The 22,274-nt window shown below is 66.8% G+C and carries 18 protein-coding genes, 3 pseudogenes and 1 other annotated feature; of the genes and pseudogenes, 7 read left to right on the forward strand and 14 right to left on the reverse strand.

The features are described from left to right. Positions 1-229: 229 nt before the first annotated feature. Positions 230-1,723, reverse strand: a complete 1,494-nt coding sequence (mobF, locus tag IEW85_RS13640; protein ID WP_188686854.1) for a MobF family relaxase — start codon at positions 1,721-1,723, stop codon at positions 230-232. A gap of 69 nt (positions 1,724-1,792) precedes the next feature. After that, the gene (locus IEW85_RS13645; RefSeq protein WP_188686856.1) at positions 1,793-2,599 is read right to left on the reverse strand and encodes a hypothetical protein; all 807 of its coding nucleotides are present in this window, start codon (positions 2,597-2,599) and stop codon (positions 1,793-1,795) included. Between the two features lie 901 nt (positions 2,600-3,500). Here IEW85_RS13645 and IEW85_RS13650 point away from each other — a divergent pair. The 3 genes from IEW85_RS13650 to IEW85_RS13660 all read left to right on the forward strand — a co-directional run bounded on the left by IEW85_RS13650 (position 3,501) and on the right by IEW85_RS13660 (position 6,526). Continuing rightward, on the forward strand, positions 3,501-4,574 hold the full coding sequence (locus IEW85_RS13650; RefSeq protein ID WP_229659049.1) for a FecCD family ABC transporter permease: 1,074 nt from the start codon (positions 3,501-3,503) through the stop codon (positions 4,572-4,574). Further along, positions 4,571-5,383 carry an ABC transporter ATP-binding protein gene (locus tag IEW85_RS13655; RefSeq protein ID WP_188686863.1) on the forward strand — a complete coding sequence of 271 codons (813 nt, stop codon included), beginning with the start codon at positions 4,571-4,573 and terminating at the stop codon, positions 5,381-5,383. Before IEW85_RS13650 ends, IEW85_RS13655 begins: the two co-directional genes overlap by 4 nt. 192 nt (positions 5,384-5,575) lie before the next feature. Continuing rightward, on the forward strand, positions 5,576-6,526 hold the full coding sequence (locus IEW85_RS13660) for an ABC transporter substrate-binding protein (protein WP_229659050.1): 951 nt from the start codon (positions 5,576-5,578) through the stop codon (positions 6,524-6,526). Here IEW85_RS13660 and IEW85_RS13665 read toward each other — a convergent pair. The 11 genes and pseudogenes from IEW85_RS13665 to amiA form a co-directional block, all read right to left on the reverse strand. Beyond that, entirely contained in the window at positions 6,461-6,811 is a 351-nt protein-coding gene (locus IEW85_RS13665; protein WP_188686869.1) for a hypothetical protein, read from the reverse strand. The two genes, IEW85_RS13660 and IEW85_RS13665, sit on opposite strands and share 66 nt — an antisense overlap. A gap of 35 nt (positions 6,812-6,846) precedes the next feature. Continuing rightward, positions 6,847-7,077: pseudogene (locus IEW85_RS14790) on the reverse strand (IS3 family transposase); the annotation flags it as partial. Between the two features lie 63 nt (positions 7,078-7,140). Next, positions 7,141-7,335, reverse strand: a pseudogene (locus tag IEW85_RS14795) (IS3 family transposase); the annotation flags it as partial. Between the two features lie 42 nt (positions 7,336-7,377). Then, positions 7,378-7,620: a transposase gene (locus IEW85_RS14800; RefSeq protein ID WP_444543781.1), complete on the reverse strand. Its 243-nt coding sequence runs from the start codon at positions 7,618-7,620 to the stop codon at positions 7,378-7,380. Between the two features lie 183 nt (positions 7,621-7,803). Beyond that, entirely contained in the window at positions 7,804-9,426 is a 1,623-nt protein-coding gene (locus IEW85_RS13675; RefSeq protein ID WP_188686872.1) for an ATP-binding cassette domain-containing protein, read from the reverse strand. Positions 9,427-9,581: 155 nt separating this feature from the next. Continuing rightward, the gene (locus tag IEW85_RS13680) at positions 9,582-11,363 is read right to left on the reverse strand and encodes an ATP-binding cassette domain-containing protein (RefSeq protein WP_188686875.1); all 1,782 of its coding nucleotides are present in this window, start codon (positions 11,361-11,363) and stop codon (positions 9,582-9,584) included. After that, positions 11,360-12,346, reverse strand: coding sequence for a hypothetical protein (locus IEW85_RS13685; protein ID WP_188686878.1), 987 nt, complete (start codon positions 12,344-12,346; stop codon positions 11,360-11,362). Before IEW85_RS13685 ends, IEW85_RS13680 begins: the two co-directional genes overlap by 4 nt. Before the next feature lie 192 nt (positions 12,347-12,538). Next, complete coding sequence (locus IEW85_RS13690; protein WP_188686881.1) at positions 12,539-13,975, reverse strand: YcaO-like family protein; 1,437 nt, start codon at positions 13,973-13,975, stop codon at positions 12,539-12,541. Next, positions 13,972-15,030, reverse strand: coding sequence for a CocE/NonD family hydrolase (locus tag IEW85_RS13695; RefSeq protein ID WP_188686884.1), 1,059 nt, complete (start codon positions 15,028-15,030; stop codon positions 13,972-13,974). The genes IEW85_RS13690 and IEW85_RS13695 overlap by 4 nt, the downstream gene beginning before the upstream one ends. Next, positions 15,027-16,025: a hypothetical protein gene (locus tag IEW85_RS13700; RefSeq protein WP_229659051.1), complete on the reverse strand. Its 999-nt coding sequence runs from the start codon at positions 16,023-16,025 to the stop codon at positions 15,027-15,029. Before IEW85_RS13700 ends, IEW85_RS13695 begins: the two co-directional genes overlap by 4 nt. A gap of 124 nt (positions 16,026-16,149) precedes the next feature. Further along, a complete protein-coding gene (gene amiA / locus IEW85_RS14600; protein WP_268234684.1) occupies positions 16,150-16,275 on the reverse strand; it encodes a streptamidine family RiPP in 126 nt (41 codons plus the stop codon). Between the two features lie 117 nt (positions 16,276-16,392). On the opposite strand from amiA, the gene IEW85_RS13705 reads away from it, so the two are divergent. The 3 genes and pseudogenes from IEW85_RS13705 to IEW85_RS14780 all read left to right on the forward strand — a co-directional run. Continuing rightward, positions 16,393-17,736, forward strand: coding sequence for a hypothetical protein (locus IEW85_RS13705; RefSeq protein ID WP_188686890.1), 1,344 nt, complete (start codon positions 16,393-16,395; stop codon positions 17,734-17,736). Positions 17,737-19,009: 1,273 nt separating this feature from the next. Further along, on the forward strand, positions 19,010-19,720 hold the full coding sequence (locus tag IEW85_RS14775; RefSeq protein ID WP_373286574.1) for an alpha/beta fold hydrolase: 711 nt from the start codon (positions 19,010-19,012) through the stop codon (positions 19,718-19,720). A gap of 241 nt (positions 19,721-19,961) precedes the next feature. Further along, positions 19,962-20,090, forward strand: a pseudogene (locus IEW85_RS14780) (transposase); the annotation flags it as partial. 12 nt (positions 20,091-20,102) lie between these two features. Here IEW85_RS14780 and IEW85_RS13715 read toward each other — a convergent pair. After that, complete coding sequence (locus IEW85_RS13715; RefSeq protein ID WP_188686895.1) at positions 20,103-21,260, reverse strand: IS30 family transposase; 1,158 nt, start codon at positions 21,258-21,260, stop codon at positions 20,103-20,105. Between the two features lie 87 nt (positions 21,261-21,347). Beyond that, positions 21,348-21,476, forward strand: a sequence feature (AL1L pseudoknot). On the opposite strand from IEW85_RS13715, the gene IEW85_RS13720 reads away from it, so the two are divergent. Continuing rightward, positions 21,399-22,202: an IS3 family transposase gene (locus IEW85_RS13720; protein WP_268234685.1), complete on the forward strand. Its 804-nt coding sequence runs from the start codon at positions 21,399-21,401 to the stop codon at positions 22,200-22,202. (Overlaps the previous feature by 78 nt.) Positions 22,203-22,274 lie beyond the last annotated feature (72 nt).

Genomic DNA, 22,274 nt, shown 5'->3' on the forward strand with positions numbered 1-22,274 from the left:
GCCGTCACCCGACGTACTCACCTGGCTGGAGAATCTATGATTATGCCGACAAGAGTCAACGCCCTACGGCCCTCACCAGGGGCAACCCGAAAAGGTCGGCGTAATCCAAACATCGGCATAAGCGATCAACGGAAGGCTTGAGCACCTGCGTGGCACCGCTCTGGGGTTCCGGAACCTCGCCCACTACATCACCAGATCACTGCTGGACACTGGAGGATTCAGACCGCTACTACACCCTCATCTGCGATGAGCCACGTTGGCGGGTGGTGAAGACGCCGGCGGTGTGGCGGTGATCGAATACCGAACGACCACGGTGGGCGACTGTCGGGTCGTGGGTCTCGGGGGCGACGGAGCGGGTCGCGGTCAGCGAGACGGCTTGGCTCTCGGCACGGGCAACCAGAGTTTCGGTCAGCCGGTGCCGTTGCTGGAGATCGCGGCACCGGACCAGGCGCAGCACACGCTCGGATGAGGCGATGAGGTTCGCGCGGGTGAAGGTCGCGCGACGCTGGGCGGTGTCGTCCAGCGCCCAGCGTCCGAGTTTGTCGTAGACCTCGTCGGTCAGCATGTCCGGGGTGATGGATTGATCGGGATGCCCGGTGGCCTCGGTGATCAAACGGTCTGGGTCGTAGCCGGACAGCTCAGTGCGACGCCGCCAGCCGATCATCTTCTGGTCCAGGGTGGTGTCGCTGTCGTCCTTCGGCGTCCGGGTCTCCAAGGTGGCGCGTTGACGCAGTTTCAGTACTTGAGCTGCTGAGGGGGCGCGGCCGGTCTTCTGTCGGTGCTCGGTGATCAGTTCATCCGTGCGTTCTTCGATGGCCAGACTGCGCTCCGAGAACTCGGTGATCAGCTCGTCGGGTATGCCGGCCAGCTCCACTCTCTGGGGCGGGTCAGCCTCCTGGTCGTCTGGAGTGCCATCGGGCTTTTTCCGCAACGCGTCCTTGACCGCCTCGACAGCTGGATCGTCCCCGACAGCACGAGTTTCTGGCAGGGCACCGATGTCCTGGTGAAGGGCGTCGTAGAGCAGGTTGTTGTACTGCTCGGAGAGCGCGACGACGTGGCGGTGCAGCGTGTAGGAGTCGATGCTGACCCACTGGCCGTCGCTGCTGCGCTGGGCTCGGTTGGAGACGACACAGTGGGAATGCAGCTGCGGGTCGCCGGCGCGGGAGTCCCAGTGGTCGAAGACTGAGGCGATCATGCCCTCGATTGGCACGTGGGCGACGCCGCCGTGGCCGGCCCGGGTCTGGAGCACGTTCTGCTCGGCCCATTCCAGGGTCTGCTCCATGGCTTTGTGGTGGGCGTCCTGGATGCGCTTCTGCAGCTCGGGGCCGGCGACGGCCCAGGCGACTGAGACTGACTTCGGCGCGGAGAAGGTCAGGTCGAAGCCGGCGACCTGTTCGCGGGTGGACTTCGCGGCCGCGCCGGTGGGGGTCTTCGCCCTTTCGGGGGCTTCGCGTTTCGCGCTGGTCATCACTCGGCCCAGTGTCCGGCCGGTGGTCGGGTCGGCCATGTCCTCGTAGAGCGACTTGGCCGCCTCGCGGCTGACGGTCTGGCCGGCAGCCAGGTCCAGTCCGGAAAGCCCTCGGCCGATCCACCGACCAGGCGGTGCCGCGGTCTCGGTGTAGTAGCTGGTCATGTCCCGGCCGGCTCCTGCTTCTGCGCCGTCGCCGACGGCGGCGGAGTTCAGGTAGTAGTCGATGGACATCTTCGAGATCGAGACGGTCACGATGCTCCTCGTCGGCAGGCGGTGCGGTTCCTGGGGCTGGCCACGGTGGCCGGTCACGGGTGTGGCCGGTCAGTGGCCGGTGGCCGGGGTGCTGTCCGGCGCGGCATCGGCCGGCTCAGAGTCAGCGGCGTGGCCGCTGGTGTCCGGCCGTGGCCGTGTCCGGTGTGGCCGGCTGGCGTGGTCGAGCAGGCGGTCTCGGGCGCGCGACCAGTACGACAGGATCGCGGTGTCCTCGCGGCTGATCGCCGTGGCCGGCTGGCCGGCCACCGCCTGCTGCAGCCGGCCGGCCAGTTGGTCCCAGTGGGTGATCACGGTGGCCATGACCGTGTGTCGGCGGTCGGCCTCGATGAGCATCTCGGCCAGGTCCTCGCGCTCGGCGGACAGTTGCCGGTAGGCAGCCTGGCCGGCGGCCAGCCGGTCCTTGACCGCGGCCAGCTCTTCGGCCAGCTCCTCTGACCGGTCACGGCCGCGGCCACGGGTCCGGCCGGTGGCCGGCGCGGCTGACCGGTCACCGCCGGCAGTGGCCGCGGCCAGCTCGGCCTTGGCCGCGGTCAACTGCTGTTGGACGGTACGTGTCCGCTTGCCCTCGCGCTGGGCGATCCGGTCGATGCGCCGACGCTCGCTGCGCAGCTCGGAGCGCAGCTGCCGGATCGTGTCGTCGCGCTCGGCGATCCGCTGCCGCATCTGCCCGACCTGGGTAGTGAGCTGCTGGAGCTGGCGGGTGCTGGTGTCGAGCGCGTCGCGTGCGTCGGGGGCAGAGTTCCCACGGAGCCGGCGCTTCTTCGCCGCTTCCCGGCACCGCGGCGCGCAGTAGATCTGCTGGGCCGGCGCGTCCTCGTCGAGGGCCTGCAAGCAGTTCGGGCACTGCCGCTGCATCCGGTGGTTCTGCTGGGCCGTCATGCTGCTGGTTCGCCGTGGACCAGGTGAGGCATGTGTCAGGTATCGGGGACAGATGTCCCCAGGGTGCACCTTGGTGCCAGAGGTGTGAGCGTCGATTGTCTGGTTTGCTCGTCGGTTGGTGGGGCCTGCTGGTCTCTCCTGTCGACGATGTTCTCGGTGGCGAGGTTCGGCGAGTAGTGGCGCGGGTGAAAAAGGCGCTGCGGTGTGGCGGCTGTCGCTGTTCGAGACTTTGGTGGTCTTCGCAGTCTGGTCCTCGGTAGTTCGTTGGTGTCGTCCTTATGACCCGTGGTGGTTGTGCGGCTCGGTGATGGACCGGAGGTTCTCTCGGGCCGGGGTCCCTCTCGTTTCGTTGAGCCTCGTCGGTGACGGCGGTGCCTGGTTCGGGCGGTTCAGGCACGTTGAGAGCAGCAGGTGACCAGAGATGTTGAGGGTCCGGGCTGGTGGCTCTGGGAATCCCGCCGGCAAGGATGCGACGGAGGAGCGCCCGCGGCAGTGCCTCCGGTGGCCATCGGCGGTCAGGTGGGTGGCGAGGATTCGGCCATCCACAGGCACGACTGGCCACACGACGTGGCCGTCCAAGTGTTCATCGTCGCCGGCCGGCCGCGGGTCGGGCCGTGGTTGGACGGCTGTCGATCTGAGTCGCCGGCGCTGGTGAGAATGGGTCGCAATAAAGTACGATGAACAGATGCTCCGAACTTCTGCCGTGTTTCCAGGCACTCTCTCCTCTGCGAAGGGGACCAGTGTGCGTGGCGGGTTGCACGGCACAGCCGAGCAACCCGCCGAGCCGTCTGTGACGGAAACACGCGACGAGTCCTCCTCGCCGCCGGAGCTGCAGACTTCGGTCACCGGGCGTCGCGTCGCAGCTACTCGCCGTTGGGTGCTGCGTTTCCAGCGTTTGATCGTCGTTCTGTTGCTGTGCGGGACCGTTGGGATCGTGTTGCTCTCGGTCTCGACCGGTCCTATCAGCGTGAGTTTGTTCGATGCCGGCCGGCTCGTCCTGGGGCATCTGATCCCAGGCGTGCCGTGGATGAGCGACGGAACCTACACCGGCCTGGAGGACCAAGCCGTCTGGCAGTTCCGTCTTCCGAGGGTTCTGTTGGCGCTGCTCGGCGGAGCCGGTCTCGCGCTGGCCGGGGCGCTCATGCAGGCCGTGGTGCGCAATCCGTTGGCCGAGCCGTATCTGCTCGGCGTCTCTTCCGGGGCTGGGCTGGGCGCAGTTGTCGTCATCTCCTTCGGTTCCGCAGTGGTGGGCGGTTTGTCGATCTCGCTGGCGGCCTTCCTCGGGGCGCTGGTGGCCACGGGCGCCGTGTTTCTCTGCGCCAGGCAGGATGGTGTTGTGATCCCCACTCGGCTGATCCTTGCCGGAGTGGCGCTGGGCTCGCTGCTCAGCGCGTTCACCAGCTTCCTGACTCTTACCGGCGATGCCCACCAAGTGTTCTCCGTGATGTTCTTCTTGCTGGGCAGCCTGTCCGCGGCATCATTCGGCCAGCTGGCACTGCCAGCAATCGTGCTGGCGGCGGTGCTGGTCTTCGCCATGTTCAACGCCCGAGGGTTGAACGCGCTGATGGCCGGGGACGAGACCGCGACCGCCCTTGGAGTCAACGTCCATACACTGCGATTGGGGTCCCTGGGGCTGGCAGCCCTGCTCACCGCCTCGGTGGTGGCGGTTTGCGGCGGTATCGGTTTCGTCGGACTCATCATCCCGCACACTGCCCGGCTGCTAGTGGGCTCTGACCACCGGTCGATGATACCGGTCGCGGTCCTCGGTGGTGCACTGTTCCTAGCAGTAGCTGACCTGGCCGCCCGCACCGTCGCCGCACCCACGGAAGTACCTATCGGGATCTTCACCGCCGCCATCGGCGCACCGTTCTTCTTGTGGCTGCTGCGTCCCGGCCGGACTCGGGGTGGGCTGGCAGGTCTGCTGCGCCGCCATCGGGAGACCTCGGCATGAGCGCGCGAATATACCGTGCCCCGGAGGGGCTGCAGTTCGACGGCATCACCGTGGAACGGGGCCGGCGGAAGTTGGTCACCGATGCTGACTTCACCGCACCGGCAGGTCAGGTCACCGCCCTGGTCGGCCCCAACGGCTCCGGTAAGTCGACCCTGTTGAAGACCGCCTACCGGCTCGTCCGTCCCGATTTCGGCACTGTGCGTCTCGACGGAGAGGACTTGTGGCAGATGCCGCGGCGGCAGGCTGCCCGGCAGATCGCCGTGATGGCACAGGAGTCTCAGACGGTGGTTGACAGCGCCGGAATGGGCCAGTCTGTGTTGGACATTGTGTTGATGGCCCGGTCCGTTCACCATTCCGGCTTCAGTCCGGACACCGACGCTGATCTGTCCACCGTTGTCAACAGCCTGGAGACCGTTCAGGCGGGGCACCTGGCGGACCGCGGGTTCACGGAACTCTCTGGCGGGGAGAAGCAACGGGTGTTGTTGGCCCGGGCACTCGCTCAGGGAGCGGGGACCCTGTTGTTGGACGAGCCCACCAACCACCTCGACATCGCCTTCCAGATGGAGCTGCTGCACATCGTGCGGGAGCTGGGGCTTACGGCGATCGTTGCCTTACATGACCTCAACCTTGCATTGGCCTACTGCGACTATGCCGCCGTCCTCTCCTCCGGGCGGCTAATCGATCACGGGCCGGTGAACCAGGTGCTGACCGAGGCGCAGGTGCGCACCGCCTTCGGAGTGCGCGCCAGCACCATGACCCTCTCCGGAGGGCAGCAGACCCGCCTGGCCTTCCAACGCCTCGAACACTGAGCCTCTGGCACAGCCGAGACAGACCTTCACTAGTCCAACCCAACCACCCAGCACCGAAAGGACCCCCTCATGTCGTTGGTGACACCTGCACGTCCGATGCTCTCCGGACCCACCCGAGTGCCTACAGCCAGCCGTCTGAGCGTTGCCGCGCTTGCCGGTGCCGCTCTGCTACTGACCTCCTGCGGGACGGGAGTGCAGGACGCCGACGGTGACGCAGGGTCCGACGACGTCGGCGCATCAGGGGGCGCGGCGGCCTCCGTCGATGTCGCCCTGGAGAACTGCGGGCAGAACCTGGAGTTCGACACCGCTCCGCAGCGGGTGGTGGGGATGAGCCCGGCGCAGACTGAGCTGCTGGTGCGGCTTGGACAAGGGGACCGGGTCGTCGGGGTCGCGCAGACAGCCTCTTCCGAACTTCCCGAGGAGGTCAGCGCAGAGCTGGAGGAGGCCGAAGAACTCAGCGAGGACCGGCCACCGTCTCGGGAGGAGCTGCTGCAGGTGGAGCCTGACTTTGTCTACGCGCCCACCAGCTACGAATTCAGCGCAGATCAGGGCTTCGCCAGCATCGACCAGCTTGAGGAAGCCGGAGCAGCCTCTTACATCGCCACTGGTGGCTGTTTCGAACGGCGATCGGAGGGCACGGTGGAGGACCTGTTCACCGATATCGAGAACCTGGGAGAGATCTTGGCCGCGGAGGAGGCGGCCGAGGAGATTATCGACGATGGCAGGGGACGCTTGGAGGACGCGGCTGAGTTGAGCGAGGGCTCCGAGCCGCTAAGCGTGGCTCAGGTCTACGTCGATGGGGATACGCTCTCGGCGGTCGGCGGCGGCGTCGAATACGACATCATCGCCCAGGCTGGCGGTGAGAACGTCTTCTCCCCGGAGGAAGATCAGTTCGACTCCCTCGTGTTTGCTCAGATCAGTGCGGAGGAGCTGTCGGCGCGGAATCCGGAGGCGATCGTCTTCGGTGCGGAAGACGCCGCGCACGAGGAAGCCACTCGGAAGTACCTCACCGAGAACCACCCGGAAATCGAGGCCGTGCAGGAAGATCGATTGATTTCGGTGCCGAACCACCAACTGCTACCGGGCTCGCTGCAGAACATTGATGCCGTCGAGCGCGTTGCCGACGGGCTGTACGGGGGCTGAGCTCTCGAGCTTGGCTTGGTACATCGCGGGGTCAAGCGCCCGCATGTGGTCGGTCATCGCCCATCCGCGGAGCTTGCGGGAGCCGAGGTCGATGCAGGACGCGAAGTAGAGCCTCGTGCCATTGGCGATGGGCAGGTAAGTGATGTCGCCGGCGTAGCAGCGCCCCGGCTCGCCGACGTTGAAATCGCGGCCGATCAGGTCGGGGAACCGCCGGCCGGACTGGTCCGGGATCGTTGTCTTTACGCGCTTGCGGAGCCGGATCCCGGCCAGGCCGTGCTCGCGCATCACGGGTCTGCTGAAGGTCCGGTTGACTCCGTGGGTCACGCCGCCAACGCGACGCCTTGAGTGTAGACGGTCTCGTACTCGACCGGAGTCAGTTTCCCAAGCCGGCGCTGACGAAAACGCCGGTGATAGGTCCGCTCGATCCAGTGGATGATCCGCCTGCGCAACCGATCCCGAGATTCCCAGGACTGGGCGTTCAGCACGTTCTTGACCAAAGCGGAGAAGAAGCTCTCCATCGCCGCGTTGTCCCCGGCGGCCTTCGCCGGCCCCCGGCGCCTGCGCTGAGTCGCGGAGAACAGTCCCTGCTGCGAGCACAATCGCCAGACCCGTCGCTCTGAGAGGACGTGGCCGGCGGCGATGAGCTCGTCAGCGATGAGCCGGTGGCCGAACTCCGGATCATCGGCATGGAGACGAATGGCGGCATTGTGCAGATGCGCCTCTTTGAGCTCGCGATCGGAGACCGGGGCGGCGGTCCACTTATAGAAGGCCTGCTTGGAGAAGCCCAGCACCCGACAGGCCACCGCCACCGGGACACCGGCGTCGGCAAGGTCACCGACACAGCGGGTACATCATTGTGGGCGGGTGTGGCCGATCTTCAGGTTCGCCTGCGAGAGATAGGCCGCAGCCTCGCGCAGCACCTTGTTCTCCTGCTCGAGCTCGCGGATGCGCTGGAGCATCCTGGTCTGTTCAGAGGGCTCCTGGACCGTCTCGAACGGTTCGACACCGTGCTTGCCCATCCTACGGTTCTTCACCCATAGCTGCAGGCCCGACTTCGAGACGCCGAGGTCCTGGCAGACCTGTTGCTGGGTCATCCCGGAGCCGAGCAGCTCCAGCGCGGTAGCCCGGAACTCCTGGAGAGTAGATCTTCGGCATAGGTGACTATCCTCTCCGCTCTATCAAGCAGTCAGGAAGTCAACCGAACCTTCAGCAGACCCCTTCATGCTGCAGTTCGCTGTGCCGATCAGCATGATTACCTGGAGTGGCTGGGCGTTTCCTCACAGCGCGATGACCCGGTCTGCAGTCGCCACCGCACTGGCCCGGTGGGAGATCGTCATTACGGTGCACTTCTGGGAGCGGATGAGGGCGGTGATGTCGGCCTCCGTCTCGGCGTCCAGGCTCGCAGTGACCTCGTCGAGGATCAGCAGCGCAGGGCGACGGACCAGGGCTCGGGCCAGACAGAGTCGAGCGCGCTGACCTCCGGAGAGCCGCAGTCCGGTCTCGCCGAGCTCATCGTCCAAACGAATCCACCGGTCGGCCCCGACGGCGGCCAGCGCCCCGTGAAGGTCGGCCTCCGTTAACGACCCCTCCGGGGCTCCCAACCGCAGGTTCTGCTCCACGGTGCCACGGAAGAGCCGAGACTCCTGGTCCACCACCGCAACCCGAGTCCGGAGTTCCTCCTCCGGGATCTCATGCGGGCTGCAGCCCAACCCAGTCTCCTTCGCGTCGAACAGCGTCACCTGGCCCGCGCTGGGCCGCCAGAGCCCGGACACCAGATTCACCAGCGTCGTCTTCCCGACCCCGGAGGGTCCTGTGAGTGCCACATGTTCACCGGGCTGAACGAGGATATCCGGATAGCGCAGCTCCCCACGACCCGCGTGGCGGTGCCGCAGCCCGCTTACTAGCACGCCCCAGGAAGCCCGGGACGCGACAGCGGGATCATGATCAGTCGGTTCGACATCGGCGGAGTCGTCGAGGCTGGGCTCCTGCGGCACAGAGCGAGGGCCAACGGGGCCGGATCCAGCGGGGCCAATAGCAGCCAGGTCGGCGCTGTCGACCAGCTGAGCTGCGACCCGTGCGGCCGAGGCCTGCAGCGGGTGCAGCTTCCCAAGAGTGTCGGCGGCACCGATCAGCGGGGCCAGGCTCATCATCGCCAGGGTGACCGCTGCAGCCATCATCTCCGGGGCCACTGCCGACTCTGGTGAGGCGGACCTGCGCAGCCCCAACAGGAGCACCAGTAGCAACGCAGTGACCGTGAGGAGATCGCGGACGCCGGAGGCCAGACTTTCCATCAGCGCGGCCCGGCGCTCATGATGGCTGATCCGTGCTGTGTGCCACGCAGACTCCTCGATGATCCGGTCGGTCAAGGAGAAACTCAGCACGTCACGGGCGTTGCCGAGAGCATCGGTGATGAACCGCGAGAGTCGGTTGGTCTCCTCCTGCTGCTGTCGGCCCGCCTGAGTCATGCGCCGCCGCAACAACAGGCTGCTGGCCATCAACACCGCCCCGAGCGCCAGCACGGCCGCTCCCATGGCGGGGTCCAGTAGCCACAGCGCCGCAGCCCCCACCCCGAAAGTCAGCACGGCTGAGACCATCTGGGCGATCGTATGCGCGTAGAAGAACTCGAGCTTCTCGAGGTCAGTCAGCGCCGTGGAGGCGGCATCGCCGGAATGGGCCTGCCGGCCCTCCACCACGCGGGCAGCATAGGAGTCGAACAGACGCATCCGCAGCAGGTCCAGTACCCGGTAGGCCAGGGAGTGGGACACGTCCATCTCATGCCAAGTCAGCAACACTCGCACCGCCACGGCGGAGCCCAGGCCCCACCAGAACTCCGACGGCGGTAGTGTGCCGAGCACCACCGCGTGCCCCACGCCCCAGGCCCCCATTACCGTGATCGCCATGAGGGAAAGCCAACCTGCCCAGGAGACGAGACCGGTCCAGAGCATCGGCACGGTCATCGGTCGCAGGATACGCAGCAACACCAGTAGAGGCCGGCCTGGTGAGTCAGTTTCCTCGGGGCGATCCTCATGGGTGCTGGCGGAGTCGGTAGGGGTGCTCATGTGTCCTCCTGCTGCCGGGCGACGGCGACTTCGGCAACTGCAGCCGGGGGTGCAACCCCGTGTCGACGCAACTGCCCGTTCTCGAGGGTCCAGTGGTCATCCGCCATCTGGACGACATCGTCGCGGTGGCTGATGACCAGCACGATTCGTCCGACGGCGCGCTCACGAAGGCCGGTCAGCACGATCCCGGCGGTGTCCTCGTCGAGGGCGCTGGTCGGCTCATCCAGGAGCATCACCGGCCGGTCGGCCAGATAGGCCCGGGCGATGGCCACCCGTTGGGCCTGTCCCCGGGAAAGCGAGGCGCCGCCCTCGGCGATCGGAGTGTCCAGGCCGTCAGGGAGGGTACTGAGCAGCTCTGTGAGTCCGGCGTCGTTGCAGGCGTCCAATAGCGTCTGCTCGTCCACGTCTTCGGGTGCCGCCAGGCACAGATTGTCCCGCAACGTGCTGGAGAAGAGCGATGGCGTCTGGGAGACCACCGCGATCTCCATCGGACGGGGGCGGCGGTTGGCCAGAGTCACGCTGCCGGCTGTGGGCGTCAGCAGCCCCAGGATGATGTCGAAGACCGTGGATTTGCCAGCCCCCGAGGCTCCAGACATCACCGTGATCCGGCTGGGTTCGACAGTGGCTTCGATCCCACGCAGAACCGGTTCCACCGTCTGTGGGTACTGATGGTGGACATCCTGCAGGCGCAATGCCCCCGGGGCCGATCCGGGCGACACCTCCGGGGCCTCGGTGGGTGGGCCGACGGCAGTGTCACCGGCCTTGGAAGCGATACCCTCGCCGATCTCGTCAACGTCGAAGGCACCATGCTCGCGTAGGGGGCCCAGCGCGGAGAGCCCCAGGAACCCAGCGTGCCACTGCTGGGAGACGTCACGGATGGGCCGAAAGGTCTCAGAGGCCAGCATCAGCATCGCGAAGACCCGGAACGGGTCCTCGGCGATGGCGGCTAGCGGAGTCGCGAGGAATCCCTGCGGCTGGGGGCCAGCGGCAGTGAAGATCGCCAGGGCGGTCGCCGTCGTCGTGCCGGCCTGGATCATCAGGTCCAGGATCCCGGTCTCCCACAGGGAAGTGCGCATGGTCCGCACAGTTTCCCGATGCAGTCGTGTCGAACGTGCGCGCAGCACTCGGCGGCGCCCTGGTACAGCGCCGAGCAGCTGCAGGGTGCGCATGCCCTGCAACGATTCCTGGATGTCGGCGCTGAGATCGTCGTAGGACTCCCATCGTTGGTCCGAACGGTGCGCCATCCACCGGTTGAAGGCCCGCGGCGCCAGGACTGCAGAGGCCACGAACGCCCCCAACGCGACGGCGGCTGCGGGAGAGAGCGCAGCCATGGCCAGCACCAGGATTGGGCACAGTAGGGCTACTTGCGCCACATGGGGCAGGTAACGGGTGAGGTAGGTGTCCACACCGTCCACGGCGTCCACCACGGTCAGTCGTGCCGACCCGGCTCGACTGCGCACATCATGGAGCCGATCGGGCACCAAGGCCCGCCGCAGCACCCGGGACCGCATCTGCTGACGCACTGTGGTGCCCAGTGCGGAGACCAGGCTCTGCTGGTATTGGCGCAGCAGGAGCCTCATTGCGGCGGCCGCCGCCAGGCCGCCCAGGCAGACGGCGCCCAGCCCCGGACGTTGGTGGACGACGGCGGCCAGGGTCCCGGCCACGGCCAACGCCTGCAGGAGGTGGGTCAGTGAGACACCCATAAGCGCAAGGGTCACGCTGCGGAAGCCACGTCGATGGGCGCGTCCGAGACGGACGAGCTCCGGAACGATCATCATGGGTAGTCACCTCTCGGGGAGCGGTCAGCACAGTGGTGCTCCTGCAGAGCCAGGGCGTGGAGGCACCTGTCAGGCCGGCCCGGGACGTCCGTGAAACCGGAGACCGGACGAACCTGCCGTCCGGCCTCCGCTTCGGTGTATGTGATCTGGGCCGCCTGACGGTGGACGGAGACGAGCTGACGGCGCAGCTGCATCGGGTCGGTGGTCCGTGGCACGGTGAAGAGTCGCATGTGCGTCCATTCGGCTGGCCAACGCTGACCGGAGCAGTGCACCGGGTCAAGTAGCTGCTGCTGGTCCGGTGCCCGATCCACGGATTTCTCGGAGGACTCCGTATCGGCGGCGAGCACTGCCAATGGGATGCTGCGACGATCCGGTAGTCGGCGCAGAGCCGGGAGCTTCAGCGCTCCGACGTGCGGTGGGCCGACTCTTCCGACGTCGAGGCCCTGCACGGCCAGCTCCCGATACGACGTGGGCCAAGTGGCGGAGTCGGGCAGCCCGGCTTCACCGGCGAGTACAGTCGGGCCAGCGTCGTGAGGCGCCCCGACCAGAGGGCCGCCGCCGAGCGCATACCGGGCGCCCTCGACGGCATAGACGACATCGGCGATCCACAGCGTCCATGCACGGTGCCGATAGCGTGAGAAGCTCCGGCCAGGCAATACAGTGAACGTCAGCCGTACCCGGGGAGCCGTCGGACGCAGGTCGATGGGCTGATCGCCGGTGGTCAGTACGGCGGAGAGGTCGTGCACGACGTTGTGCTCCTGGTCGTAGGCAAGTCGCCAGCCCCCCAGGCGCAGGTGCAGCTGTACGGGATAGGTGGCCCCCGCGGAGGGGACCGGACGACGGCGCACGCGCAGCACCCGACCGGTGGCCTCGTCCCGATGGAAGTCCTCGGTGAAGAACAGTTGCTCTCCCAGGGCTCCGAACCAGCCGATCAGCTCCTCGGGAGCGAGGGACCCGGTGGTCTCCCCCTGGGGTAGGGGCACGTCCACCGGGTGTGGCACGTCTGGCCAGGGAGCGTGGGTCTTCAAGGATCCGCATCCGGCCCAGTCCTGAACCGGGGGACCGGGAGGAAGCGCCGGACCTGGAGGCATAGGGCAGAAGGCCGTACTCAGCGCGGGAGGAAAGGACATCGCGGAGGAGTACCTCGCGGAGGAACTAGTTTCAGCCATGGCCCATCACATGTGCGGTGGCGGGGTCAGGGTCAGCTGCTCCGGTGCCAGGAGACCGCCGCCGAGAGCCTCGCAACCGAAGTACCCGAAGGCCGCCGGGGCGTTGGGCACCAGTCCGGTGACGAAGGTTCGCACCACCCGCAGCGGCGTCTCAGCGATGTCGTCGGTAGTCAGATCCTTGGTCAGCACGCGATGTCCGCGGGCGGCCAGCCGAGCGTCTACCGTCTCGACATCGTTCTGTGTGGCGGCTCCTCCGCACCGCCCCATGCCGGCCCCCAACTCCGAGACCCACCTCGAGCTCTGCAGCTGATCGAGGCGCTGGGTCCCGTAGGCAGGGTCGGTGAATCGGGCAGCCAGGTGATGGACTCGGGGGTCGAGCCATACCTGGACGTGGGCGCCGAGGTCCCGAACGCGGGAGAAGCGGGGGCCTACATCGTCGAGGTACCGGCGGTCCTGCCGGTGCCGCAGGTAGAGTCCCTCGGCCATCAATCCGGCCTGTACGGCCTGGAACACCCAGCCGTCCGCGTCGACACAACCCTGTGAATAGACCCAGGTGTGCACTGCCTCCAGCACCGCCTTGCGCGCGGCGTCCGCCGGGTCCAGTTTCGCGGAGAACCCGGCGGCATGGATTCCGGTCACGGGGTCGCGCACAAGCGCAGCCATGGCCGGGGCGAACTCATTGGGCATCACCACCAGAGAGCAGTCCAGGTCGCATCCGGCCAGCTGATCGAGCAGTCCGGGCACCGACGCCAGGTCCACCCCTGCGGTGGGAAGGTCCAAGTGCCACCAGGTCTCCAAAGCGTGGCGCTCCACCAACTCGAGCAGGCCTCGGCGCCGAGCGTCTGCGTGGTCCTGCCCGGTGGCGATTCCCGCGTAGTTCAGGTGATGGGTGCGTGGCAGGTGCCGGAACCCGGACTGCCGCCAGTTCAAGTGGATCAGTGAGGAAGGCAGCCATGTGCCGTCGTCGCACCGGGTCCACAGGGTGGGGGTGTCCGCGTCGAGGCCCGCATAGGGAAAATCCGGTGCAGCGGTCTGCCACTCGGCGTACTGTGGCAGATTCTTCAGATCGATCAGCGGCAGGCCTTCGGAGGAGAGCTGCGTGTGGGTTCCCTCACGGAATTCCGGATGGGGCTGACGCGGGATGAAGTTGCCGCAGTAGCGCTCCACGGCCTCTCCGACGGCGGCGATCCAGGCGCCCTGAGGGTCGTCGAAGGTGGTGCCCAGGGAGACGCGGTCGGCTGGCCACTCGCCCAGACGCCGGGCGTCGGCGACCTCGGCGGTCAGCGACACATAGGACTTCGGCGCCCGCGGCTGGGGCAGGACTTCGCGGACCCGACGGATGATCCCGGTGACAGGATCGATGAGGTCCTCCACGCTGCTGGGCGGGGCAACAGGTCCCGCGGTGGGAGGGGGGCTGGTCGTGTTCGTGACGGTGGTGGTCATCGGGTCCTCTCATGAGTCTCGTCCTCGTGCGGCCCGTTTGGCCGTGGCCTGAGGCGTGTGTCGATCCATCGATCGATGCGGGACCGCAGGTTCGGGTCTCGACCCTTCAGGGAGTGTCCCCAGGGACCGGTGATCAGCGTGCTGTCCTGGTGCGTGGTGCGGCAGCCCCAGGCCGCGCGCAGCGGTTCGGCGCGGTCGGCGAAGAAGTCCCGTTCTCCGGAGATCACCAGCAGCGGTGCTGTGGATTCGCCGAAGTGGTCTTCCAGCGAAATGGGTTCTTGACGCCACATCTCGTCCCAGGCCTCCATCTGCTCCGGCGGCCAGCCCAGCAGATCGTTGCGTCGCCGGGCGGTCTCCATGGGGCCGTGTTCGGCGGCCTCCCGGGTGAGGGTGTCGAGCTGCGCATTCGACAGAGGAGCACGCCTGTGTCGGGTGAAGGCATATTGGTGCCACCAGCCGAAACGGTCCCGCACTCGCGGTGTGCCGTCCATCGCGTGGGCGGTCTCGCCCCTGCCGATGGTCGGCACGATCGCGATTACTCCAGCGATTGCGGGAATGCCCTTTGCCATGTGTGCCTGACCGTCGCGCCTGGCCGAGATCGTGCTCGCGGTGTGGTCTGCTGTCCGAGCCGCTTCGAGGGCGCAGGTCGCACCGTAGGAGCTGCCCATCAACATCAGCGGGCCCGACCTGTTCTGCTGGGCGAGGATATGTCGGACGGTGACCAGGCCGTCGTCGGCCTCCGTGCGATAAGGGTCGAAGACGCCCGAAGACGCAGAGGTGCCGCGGACATCCTGCAACCAGCAGCGGAAGCCGCGGGCGGTCAGCGAGGCGGCCATGCCACGCTGATGCGCCAGGCCATAGGGCGTGCGGATCAGCACATCGCCCCGGGGGGTCTCTTCGGTGGGCCGGTGTCGTTCAGTATGCAACGTGGCGCCGTCAGCGGTGATGATCTGCTGCTTCTCCGCGCCATGGGGGTGCACAGCGTCCGGCAGTTTCCGCCTGGACGCAGTCTCCAGGGGTGCGGTCTCCGGAGTCATGCTCCTTGCTGAGCTCATCCTCCGAACTCCTCCGGAGCCTGACCGTGCGGGATCGGATGTGGCAGCACCGGGTGCTCGGTGACCTGCAGCGTCACGGTGTCGACGATGCTGAGCCGACGTCGCCATCGAGCTGTCAGGGACGAATCGGGGTCCGCGAGCCAATTCGTGATGACCTGGGCGGCATGCCAGGCGACGACGGTGGCGTCCAGCGGGCTCGGTGCGAGGTTCACACGGTGCAGGACCTCCTCAGGCGGTGCCGCGGTTCCAACGCCGGCCAGCCTCCACCAGGCGTTCAGGGCCTGATGGGCCGGGGTGGCCGCCAGTCGACGTCGGAGAACCTGCTCCGGTGTGGGATCCTCCGGGGCCAGGCGCAGTGGGTGCAGATACCACTGGGCCCCCTCCGCATGGATGTCGAAGACGTTGGGCTTAGGGAGCGCGGGATCGACGGCGGCCGAACGCGTCTCCGCCGGGGCCGCCTCCTCAGGGGCCGTGCGCGCGAGACCGGTCGGCGGCGAGCTGCGCAGACGTACCAGCAATGTGCGGACGTCGAGGGCTGCATCTGGGGCGTTCTGGGCGTGAAGGTGGGGCTCATGTCCCTGTCGGCTGAGGATCTCCTGCAGCGTTGCGGCCGGGGAGCAGGGTCCTAGGCCGGTGAAGTCTTCCAGGACCACTGCGCCCTCAGCGAAGCGCGTGGGGTCGGTGTCGGCAGAGGGGCCGGCAAGGGCGGAGACATGGGTGCGGACGTCTCCGCGCTGGGCCTCGTGCCCTGAGGCTTCGGGCGCTCGGGCCTCGCTGCGCTGGCTTTCGTGCCTCTCGGCGGCTACGAAGGCATGGACGGCCCAGTTGGTTGAGGCCCGGGCAGCCGCAGTCTGTGCTGCCGGTGCGAACACGTCCTGCGTCTCGGGTGCGGTCGGGCTGACACGCAGAAAAGTGCCGGAGGCGGTGCGGGCATAGATGTCGCCGTCGGCACGAAAGACTCCCGGCGTGGACATCGGGGAATGTGGAGCGTGCACGGATTCCTCTGGAGCGGTGTGCGGTGGGGCGGGGCCCGGAGACGGATCTCCGGGCCCCGCGTGGTCACACGGGATCGACCAATGGCATCCCGAATGGTTCAAACCGGACCAACGGTCCAGCTGATCAGTCGAAGGGGTTCTCCACCAGCGCGTTCGAATGCGACGCGGAGAGGTGAGCCAGGCTCTCGGTGTCCTGGATCTCCTGGACCTCGACGACGTCCTCGGCGCGGAAACTGTTGGAGTGCTGCATAACGAGTTCCTTTCATAGGTTCCTCGACGCGTGGACGCCCCACGCGTCACGCCGCCTCTCGGCGACGCCGGTCATCACGCTACAGCAAATGAGAATCATGTGCATTAGTGTAGAGGAATGAGCCATGGCACCCTGCTGATATCCGACTATCGTTCCCACCGTCTCTTCCGCTGGTCGCTTCCCGAGGGAGGCGGCTCCACGAAGTCGTCCGCCGGCGTGCTGAACGAGGAGCCGCGACCCGGTGTGCTCGCCGAGCATGCCGGCTTCCTGGCCCTGCCCTCGGGCGGCCGATTCGCGGCCGCCTACGCCGACGATCTCCGCGGTCGGCTGGTGCTGCTGGGACGCGAGGGGTCCCTCAGTGCCGAGGTGCCGATCGCTATACCTGCGGAGCATCTGGCCATCAGCGACTGCGGTTCATTCCTGGCGGTGACCACCGGCTGCGGCATGAACATAGAGCCCTTCTCCGACCTGCTCACACTGATCGATCTGCGTCCCGAGGCGCCGACGCCCGTGCGAGTCCGCGTGCGGATGGGGGAACCCGGAGTGGCAGTGGTGCGCGATGACGAGGACCGGCTCCACGTGTTGCTCCGGCATCGGGGGGAGACGGCGGCCTCGGGCGAGTTCATCGGTCGGGGCGCGGTGGAGGCGATCCCCGTGGAGAAGATCCTCACGGCTGGACCCCATGTCCCTCAGGTGCGCGGTGCCGTCACCGAAGACATCGCCCCCGACGGACACGGTGACGTCTATGACCCGGTCAACAAGAGCTTCTGGTGCAGCACCTCACGGGGACTGGAACGGTTCGTGGTTCTCGGGGGACGACCGGTGGCGCAGGGCATCACCGCCTGGCCGGTAGCCGGACGGGCCTTCTACTTGCGCATCGAGCCTGTTTCCCGCAGGATCTGGGCCACTCTGCGAGGCGGGACCGGAGATCCTGCTTCCTGGGCCCAGTGGACGAACTGGGTGATGAGCGCGACCATCGGCCCGGACGGAGCCCTGACTCCGGAAACGATCCCGCTGCCTCAGGGGCTCGTCTTTCGGCTCGACGTCGCCCCCGATTCGGCCTCCGGCACGCTGATCAGCCCCGATGGTGACCTGGTATGGATCGTTGACGTCGGCGCGGAAGGTCTGTCGTTGAGACAGGGGGACCTCGCACCGATGACGTACCCGCCGAGGCCGGGCCGCCCGCCTTGGGACGGCGGGCCCGACGGCAGCGCCCAACGAAGGGCCGTGGCTGTCCTTCCCGAGCTGGAGGTCGTCGCGGTCACCAGCGGTGGAGACGGCAAGGTGGAGCTGCACCGCCGTGGGAGTGAAGGACTCGTCCAGACCCGGCTCTGCCGACCAGGAGAAGAGCTGGGAGAAGAGTCCCTTAATGAGGTGCTGGACGTGCCGTTGGATGAAGGTGGTCACATGATGTGGCTTCCTGGCACGCCGCGAGAGCAGGTCGATCTCATTGGCCGCTGAACACGCCGCTGAACACGCCGCTGAGCAGGACGTTGCTGAGATGGACGTCATAGAGCTCCTCGCGCAGTGGGAGAGGAGTAGTGCTCACGCCTTCCAGCAGCCCTTCTCGTCCGGCGGCGCTAAGGCGCGGGTGCATCGAGGCGCGGTCCATCTGCCGGACGGCGTGCTGCCCTGGCCGGAGTCGCTCGCGGAGGAGGTGCCGCAAAGTGTGACCACGACCCGCGACGGTCGGTGGTGCCTGGTCACCGCATCGACTGGCGGCAGCGAGCTCTCGCGTCTGCACATCCTGCGCCGCAACCTTTCGGGGTCGACTCCGGAAGTGGTGTGGACCGTACCGGGGCGGGGATCGCGCGGACGCCCGGCCGTGCTGGACTCCTCCGATCGCCTCGGGTTGTGGATCGCGGGAGAGGGCCAGTGGCGTTTGATCACTCTCGAGGGGGAGGAAGTCTGCTGGGAGCCGGTGCCCGCGATTTCCGAGGGGCCGGGGGTCCAGTTGTTATCTGCACGGGGGCCTCGACGGTGGTGGGTCGTTGCCTCGACCTCGGCCGGAGTGCGGCTGGATGCAGTGGTGGCAGACCCGGCCGACGCGGGTGGAGGTCTGCGGGGCGTTCCCGGACCTGTGTTTCCCGGGCTTCGCAGCGTTCTGGAGGTCCGCGCCGCCGGTGATCCTGCCCTGTTGCTGCACCAGCGGGGCGACGAGCATCAGACCGGGCAGGGAGCCCAGGACGACTGGCTGAGCCTGCTACCGATCGATGGTGTCGAGAGTTCTCGATCGGTGTTCGGGAGTCTCCTGCAGCCGTTGTGGCAGGGGCCGGGACTGCGCAGCTATACCGTGCGTCCAGGTGCTCCGAAAGGACTGCGGAGCGACCGTCTCCTGATCCTGTGCGCTCCGCGTCCTGGCGAGAGCGAACTATTGCAGATCCCGCTTATGAGCACCAACAGGCCGGCCCTCGACGATGGAAGCGCAAGCGTCACACCGTCGGAACCGCAGCCGGAGGTCCTCGTCCGGCGTCGCTCCTCCCAACACGGTGAAGTCTTGCGCTCCGTCCGTGTGCAGGGGGACCAGATCCTGGTGAGCTGTGGCTCGCAGGTCCGGCCCGAGCGTGTCACACGGATGGCAGATCTAGGCGGCGGTGTGCCCCAAGCCAAGGGGGTCGGTCCGGGCCCCGTGTCCGGGGTGGCGTACGCGACCTCCGACGACGGTGTCGAGGTGCCGTACACCTGGCATGCCCTGGAGGGGATCGAGGCGGCCCGACGACGTCGAGCGCCAGTGATGCTCACCGTCTACGGAGGGTTCGGCGTCGAGCTAGGAGAGGGCTTCGACCCCTCGGCTCGTGCCTGGTGCGATTCTGGAGGAGTGCACGTCACTGCGCACGTACGAGGAGGCGGCGAGCTGGGCACCACCTGGCATCGGGCTGGTGCAGGTCGTCGGAAGCATCGCGCGGTCGAGGATCTGATAGCTGTCGCCTCCCGTCTGAGAGCGGATTTCCCGGCAGGACGGCTGACCGTGGTCGGAGCTTCTATGGGTGGTGTGCTCGCCGCCGCGGCCGCCGCCCGTAGCCCCGGCCTGTTCAACGGGGCAGTGGTCTCCGCAGCTCCGGTGGACCTGAGCCGGTTGGAGCAGAACCCCTTGGGGCACCGGTGGCGGCAGGAGCTGTTGGGGGAAGAGGGACCGGGGGTGCCGTCGCCGTCGCGTCATTTGGTGTGCCCTACAGCATTGTGGCGGAGCCGGTTCGAAAGTCATGTTGCGGCGTCCGCGGTGGACCGAGTCTTATTCCCCCAGGTTCTGGCCATCGTTCAGGAGAATGACTCCCGGGTTGAGTCAGCGCATCTGCGGGAGCTGATTAGTCTCATGCAGGACCACGGGGTGGAGTCGGAGCTACGGGTGAATCCTGGGGCGGGGCATGGCAGAAATACCGCGGAGGCGGTACACCGTTACGCCGCCTGGATCCTGGGGTTCTGCCGTGGTGAGCAGGGATCCTGAAGATCCGACAGGAGACCATCGCAGTAGCGTCCTGCCTAGGGTGTGTTGACCACAAGGTTTGAATCGCCCCGGGTCTGGTGGAGGCTCTGATTCCACGGAAGGATGAAGAGCATGGCAGCACCGAGGAAGTATCCCGACGAGCTTCGGGACCGAGCCACCAGGATGGCGATGGAATCACGACGCGACCCGGCGACCAGGCCGGGGACGTTCCGCCGAGTTGGTGAGCAGCTCGGGATCAATCCTTCAGACTCTGCGCAATTGGGTCCAGCAGGCCGAGATCGATGAAGGTCACCGTCCCGGCACCACGACCAGCGAAGCCCAGCGCGTGGGCGAGTTGGAGAAGGAAGTGCGCGAACTGCGCCGTGCCAACGCGATGGCGAATTCAAGGGGTCAGCGCAAGGAGTTCCGTGAGCTTCTCTCCAGGGGTCCTGTAGCCAAGGGTCTTTCGTGGTCGACTGTTGAGACTGGCCTGGATCGCTTCCAATTCGGTGCGGCTGTGACGACTCAGGTCGGTGCCCTTGGGCAGGTACTGGCGCAGCAGTCCGTTGGTGTTCTCATTGGATCCTCGTTGCCAGGGCGAACGAGGATCGCAGAAATAGATAGGGATGCCCGTGGCGGTAGTGAATTCCACGTGCTGGGCCATTTCGGCGCCCTGGTCCCAGGTGATTGTCTGAGCCAACCTCGTTGGAAGCGATGTGATCGCTTCGCGCATCGCCTGCTCGACCTGGGGCGCGCTCTTGCCCTCGGGAAGATGCAGCAGCAGGGTGAAGCGTGTGTGCCGCTCCACTAACGTGCCTACAGCGCTGCGACTGTTCTCTCCTAAGATCAGATCGCCTTCCCAATGGCCTGGAACAGCACGGTCCTCCACCTCAGCGGGCCGGTCACTGATCATTACCATTCCGGGCAGACGGCCGCGGCGTTCGGTGCCAGTGCGGCACTTCCGCGCGGTCCGGCCAGAACGCAGACACCGTGTCAGTTCCCGGCGCAGAGCGCCGCGCCCCTGGACGAAGAGGCTCTGGTATATCGTCTCGTAGCTCACATGCATCTCAGGATCATCGGGATACTCCAACCGTAGCCGCGATGCGATCTGCTGTGGCGACCATAGCTGTTCCAGGCGTTCAGTGACTTCGTACGCCAGGCGCTCAGAATGCAGCTTCATCGGCTTCGGGCGCCGGGACTTGGCGCGGGCGTTCTCATGACACCACCATGCGGAATAAGAGGCCCGTCCGCCACCTCGAGCGACTTCCCGACTGATCGTGGACACTGAGCGCTGCAGCGCCTCGGCGATCAGGCCCAGCGAGTCGCCACGGCCGAGCCCGACCATGATCTGTTCCCGCTCTCTGATGCTCAAGTACCCACGGCGAGGTTCCCACCCATAAGGCTTGGCTTCGAGATGCCGACCAGTCCGCACCATCAGGCCGACCAGTGGAGCGCTGCACCCGATCTCGCGAGCGATCTCCACGAGCTTCCACCCCTGTTTGTGGAGCCTCAGAGCAAGCTGCTTTTGTTCCTGACTGAGATGTCCATGCTTACCCTGCATCGGCGTCCTCCTGGTGAGTAGTTCTCGGACTATCTCACGAGGACGTTGCGCTGACCCCCTGAATTCGCCGATCCTGCGGTCGGCCTCGGCTTTTTTCGCGGCGGAGCTCGACCGCCCACAGCGCTGATCGTCGACTACATCGACAGCCACAAGCACCAGTTCGGCGTCGAGCCGATCTGCCGGACGCTGACCGCGGCCGGGATGCAGATCGCGCCGAGCACCTACTATGCCGCGAAGTCCCGACCGCCCTCGGCCCGGTCTCTGCGAGACGAGCAGCTGCTGGTCGAGATCCACCGGGTGCATGCGGAGAACTTCGGCGTCTACGGTGCGAGGAAGATCCACGCACAGCTGCGCCGTGAACGGATCCCGGTGGCTCGATGCACCATCGAGCGACTCATGCGCGCCGAAGGTCTGCGAGGCATCAGTCGAGCGAAGGGGCCACGCACCACGATCGGCGGCAGTGCGCCGGACACACGTGCTGACCTGGTCAAGCGAGACTTCAGCGCCACGGCTTCGGACCAGTTGTGGGTCGCTGACATTCCCCCGCAAGCGGGAGGTGCCCCCACCTATTGCAGGACCTTCGCCGGGTGGGTGTATGCCGCCTTCGTCGTCGATGTGTTCTCCCGCCGCGTGGTCGGCTGGCAGCTGTCGAAGTCGCTGCGGACCGATCTCGCGCTGGACGCGCTGGAGATGGGCATCTGGACACGCCAACGCCAGGGACGGGACCTCGCCGATCTGACTCATCACAGCGATAAGGGTGTTCAGTGCCTCGCGGTGCGCTACACCCAGCGGTTGGCCGAGGCTGGGGCGGTCGCCTCAGTCGGCTCGACCGGGGATTCGTATGACAATGCGCTGGTCGAGGCGGTCGAATGCCGATGTCGGCATTCGATCGCTTATGCCGATGTTTGGATTACGCCGACCTTTTCGGGTTGCCCCTGGTGAGGGCCGTAGGGCGTTGACTCTTGTCGGCATAATCATAGATTCTCCAGCCAGGTGAGTACGTCGGGTGACGGC

The sequence above is a fragment of the Nesterenkonia cremea genome (genome assembly GCF_014642675.1).
Lineage (GTDB): Bacteria > Actinomycetota > Actinomycetes > Actinomycetales > Micrococcaceae > Nesterenkonia > Nesterenkonia cremea.

Excerpts from the sequence above, each read along its gene's own strand:
- IEW85_RS13645 (WP_188686856.1), bottom strand. The coding sequence starts at position 2,599 with ATGCAGCGGCAGTGCCCGAACTGCTTGCAGGCCCTCGACGAGGACGCG.
- IEW85_RS13655 (WP_188686863.1), top strand. The coding sequence starts at position 4,571 with ATGAGCGCGCGAATATACCGTGCCCCGGAGGGGCTGCAGTTCGACGGC.
- IEW85_RS13665 (WP_188686869.1), bottom strand. The coding sequence starts at position 6,811 with ATGCGCGAGCACGGCCTGGCCGGGATCCGGCTCCGCAAGCGCGTAAAG.
- IEW85_RS14800 (WP_444543781.1), bottom strand. The coding sequence starts at position 7,620 with ATGACCCAGCAACAGGTCTGCCAGGACCTCGGCGTCTCGAAGTCGGGC.
- IEW85_RS13675 (WP_188686872.1), bottom strand. The coding sequence starts at position 9,426 with ATGGCGATCACGGTAATGGGGGCCTGGGGCGTGGGGCACGCGGTGGTG.
- IEW85_RS13680 (WP_188686875.1), bottom strand. The coding sequence starts at position 11,363 with ATGATGATCGTTCCGGAGCTCGTCCGTCTCGGACGCGCCCATCGACGT.
- IEW85_RS13690 (WP_188686881.1), bottom strand. The coding sequence starts at position 13,975 with ATGACCACCACCGTCACGAACACGACCAGCCCCCCTCCCACCGCGGGA.
- IEW85_RS13695 (WP_188686884.1), bottom strand. The coding sequence starts at position 15,030 with ATGAGCTCAGCAAGGAGCATGACTCCGGAGACCGCACCCCTGGAGACT.
- amiA (WP_268234684.1), bottom strand. The coding sequence starts at position 16,275 with ATGCAGCACTCCAACAGTTTCCGCGCCGAGGACGTCGTCGAGGTCCAG.
- IEW85_RS13705 (WP_188686890.1), top strand. The coding sequence starts at position 16,393 with ATGAGCCATGGCACCCTGCTGATATCCGACTATCGTTCCCACCGTCTC.
- IEW85_RS14775 (WP_373286574.1), top strand. The coding sequence starts at position 19,010 with ATGCTCACCGTCTACGGAGGGTTCGGCGTCGAGCTAGGAGAGGGCTTC.
- IEW85_RS13715 (WP_188686895.1), bottom strand. The coding sequence starts at position 21,260 with ATGCAGGGTAAGCATGGACATCTCAGTCAGGAACAAAAGCAGCTTGCT.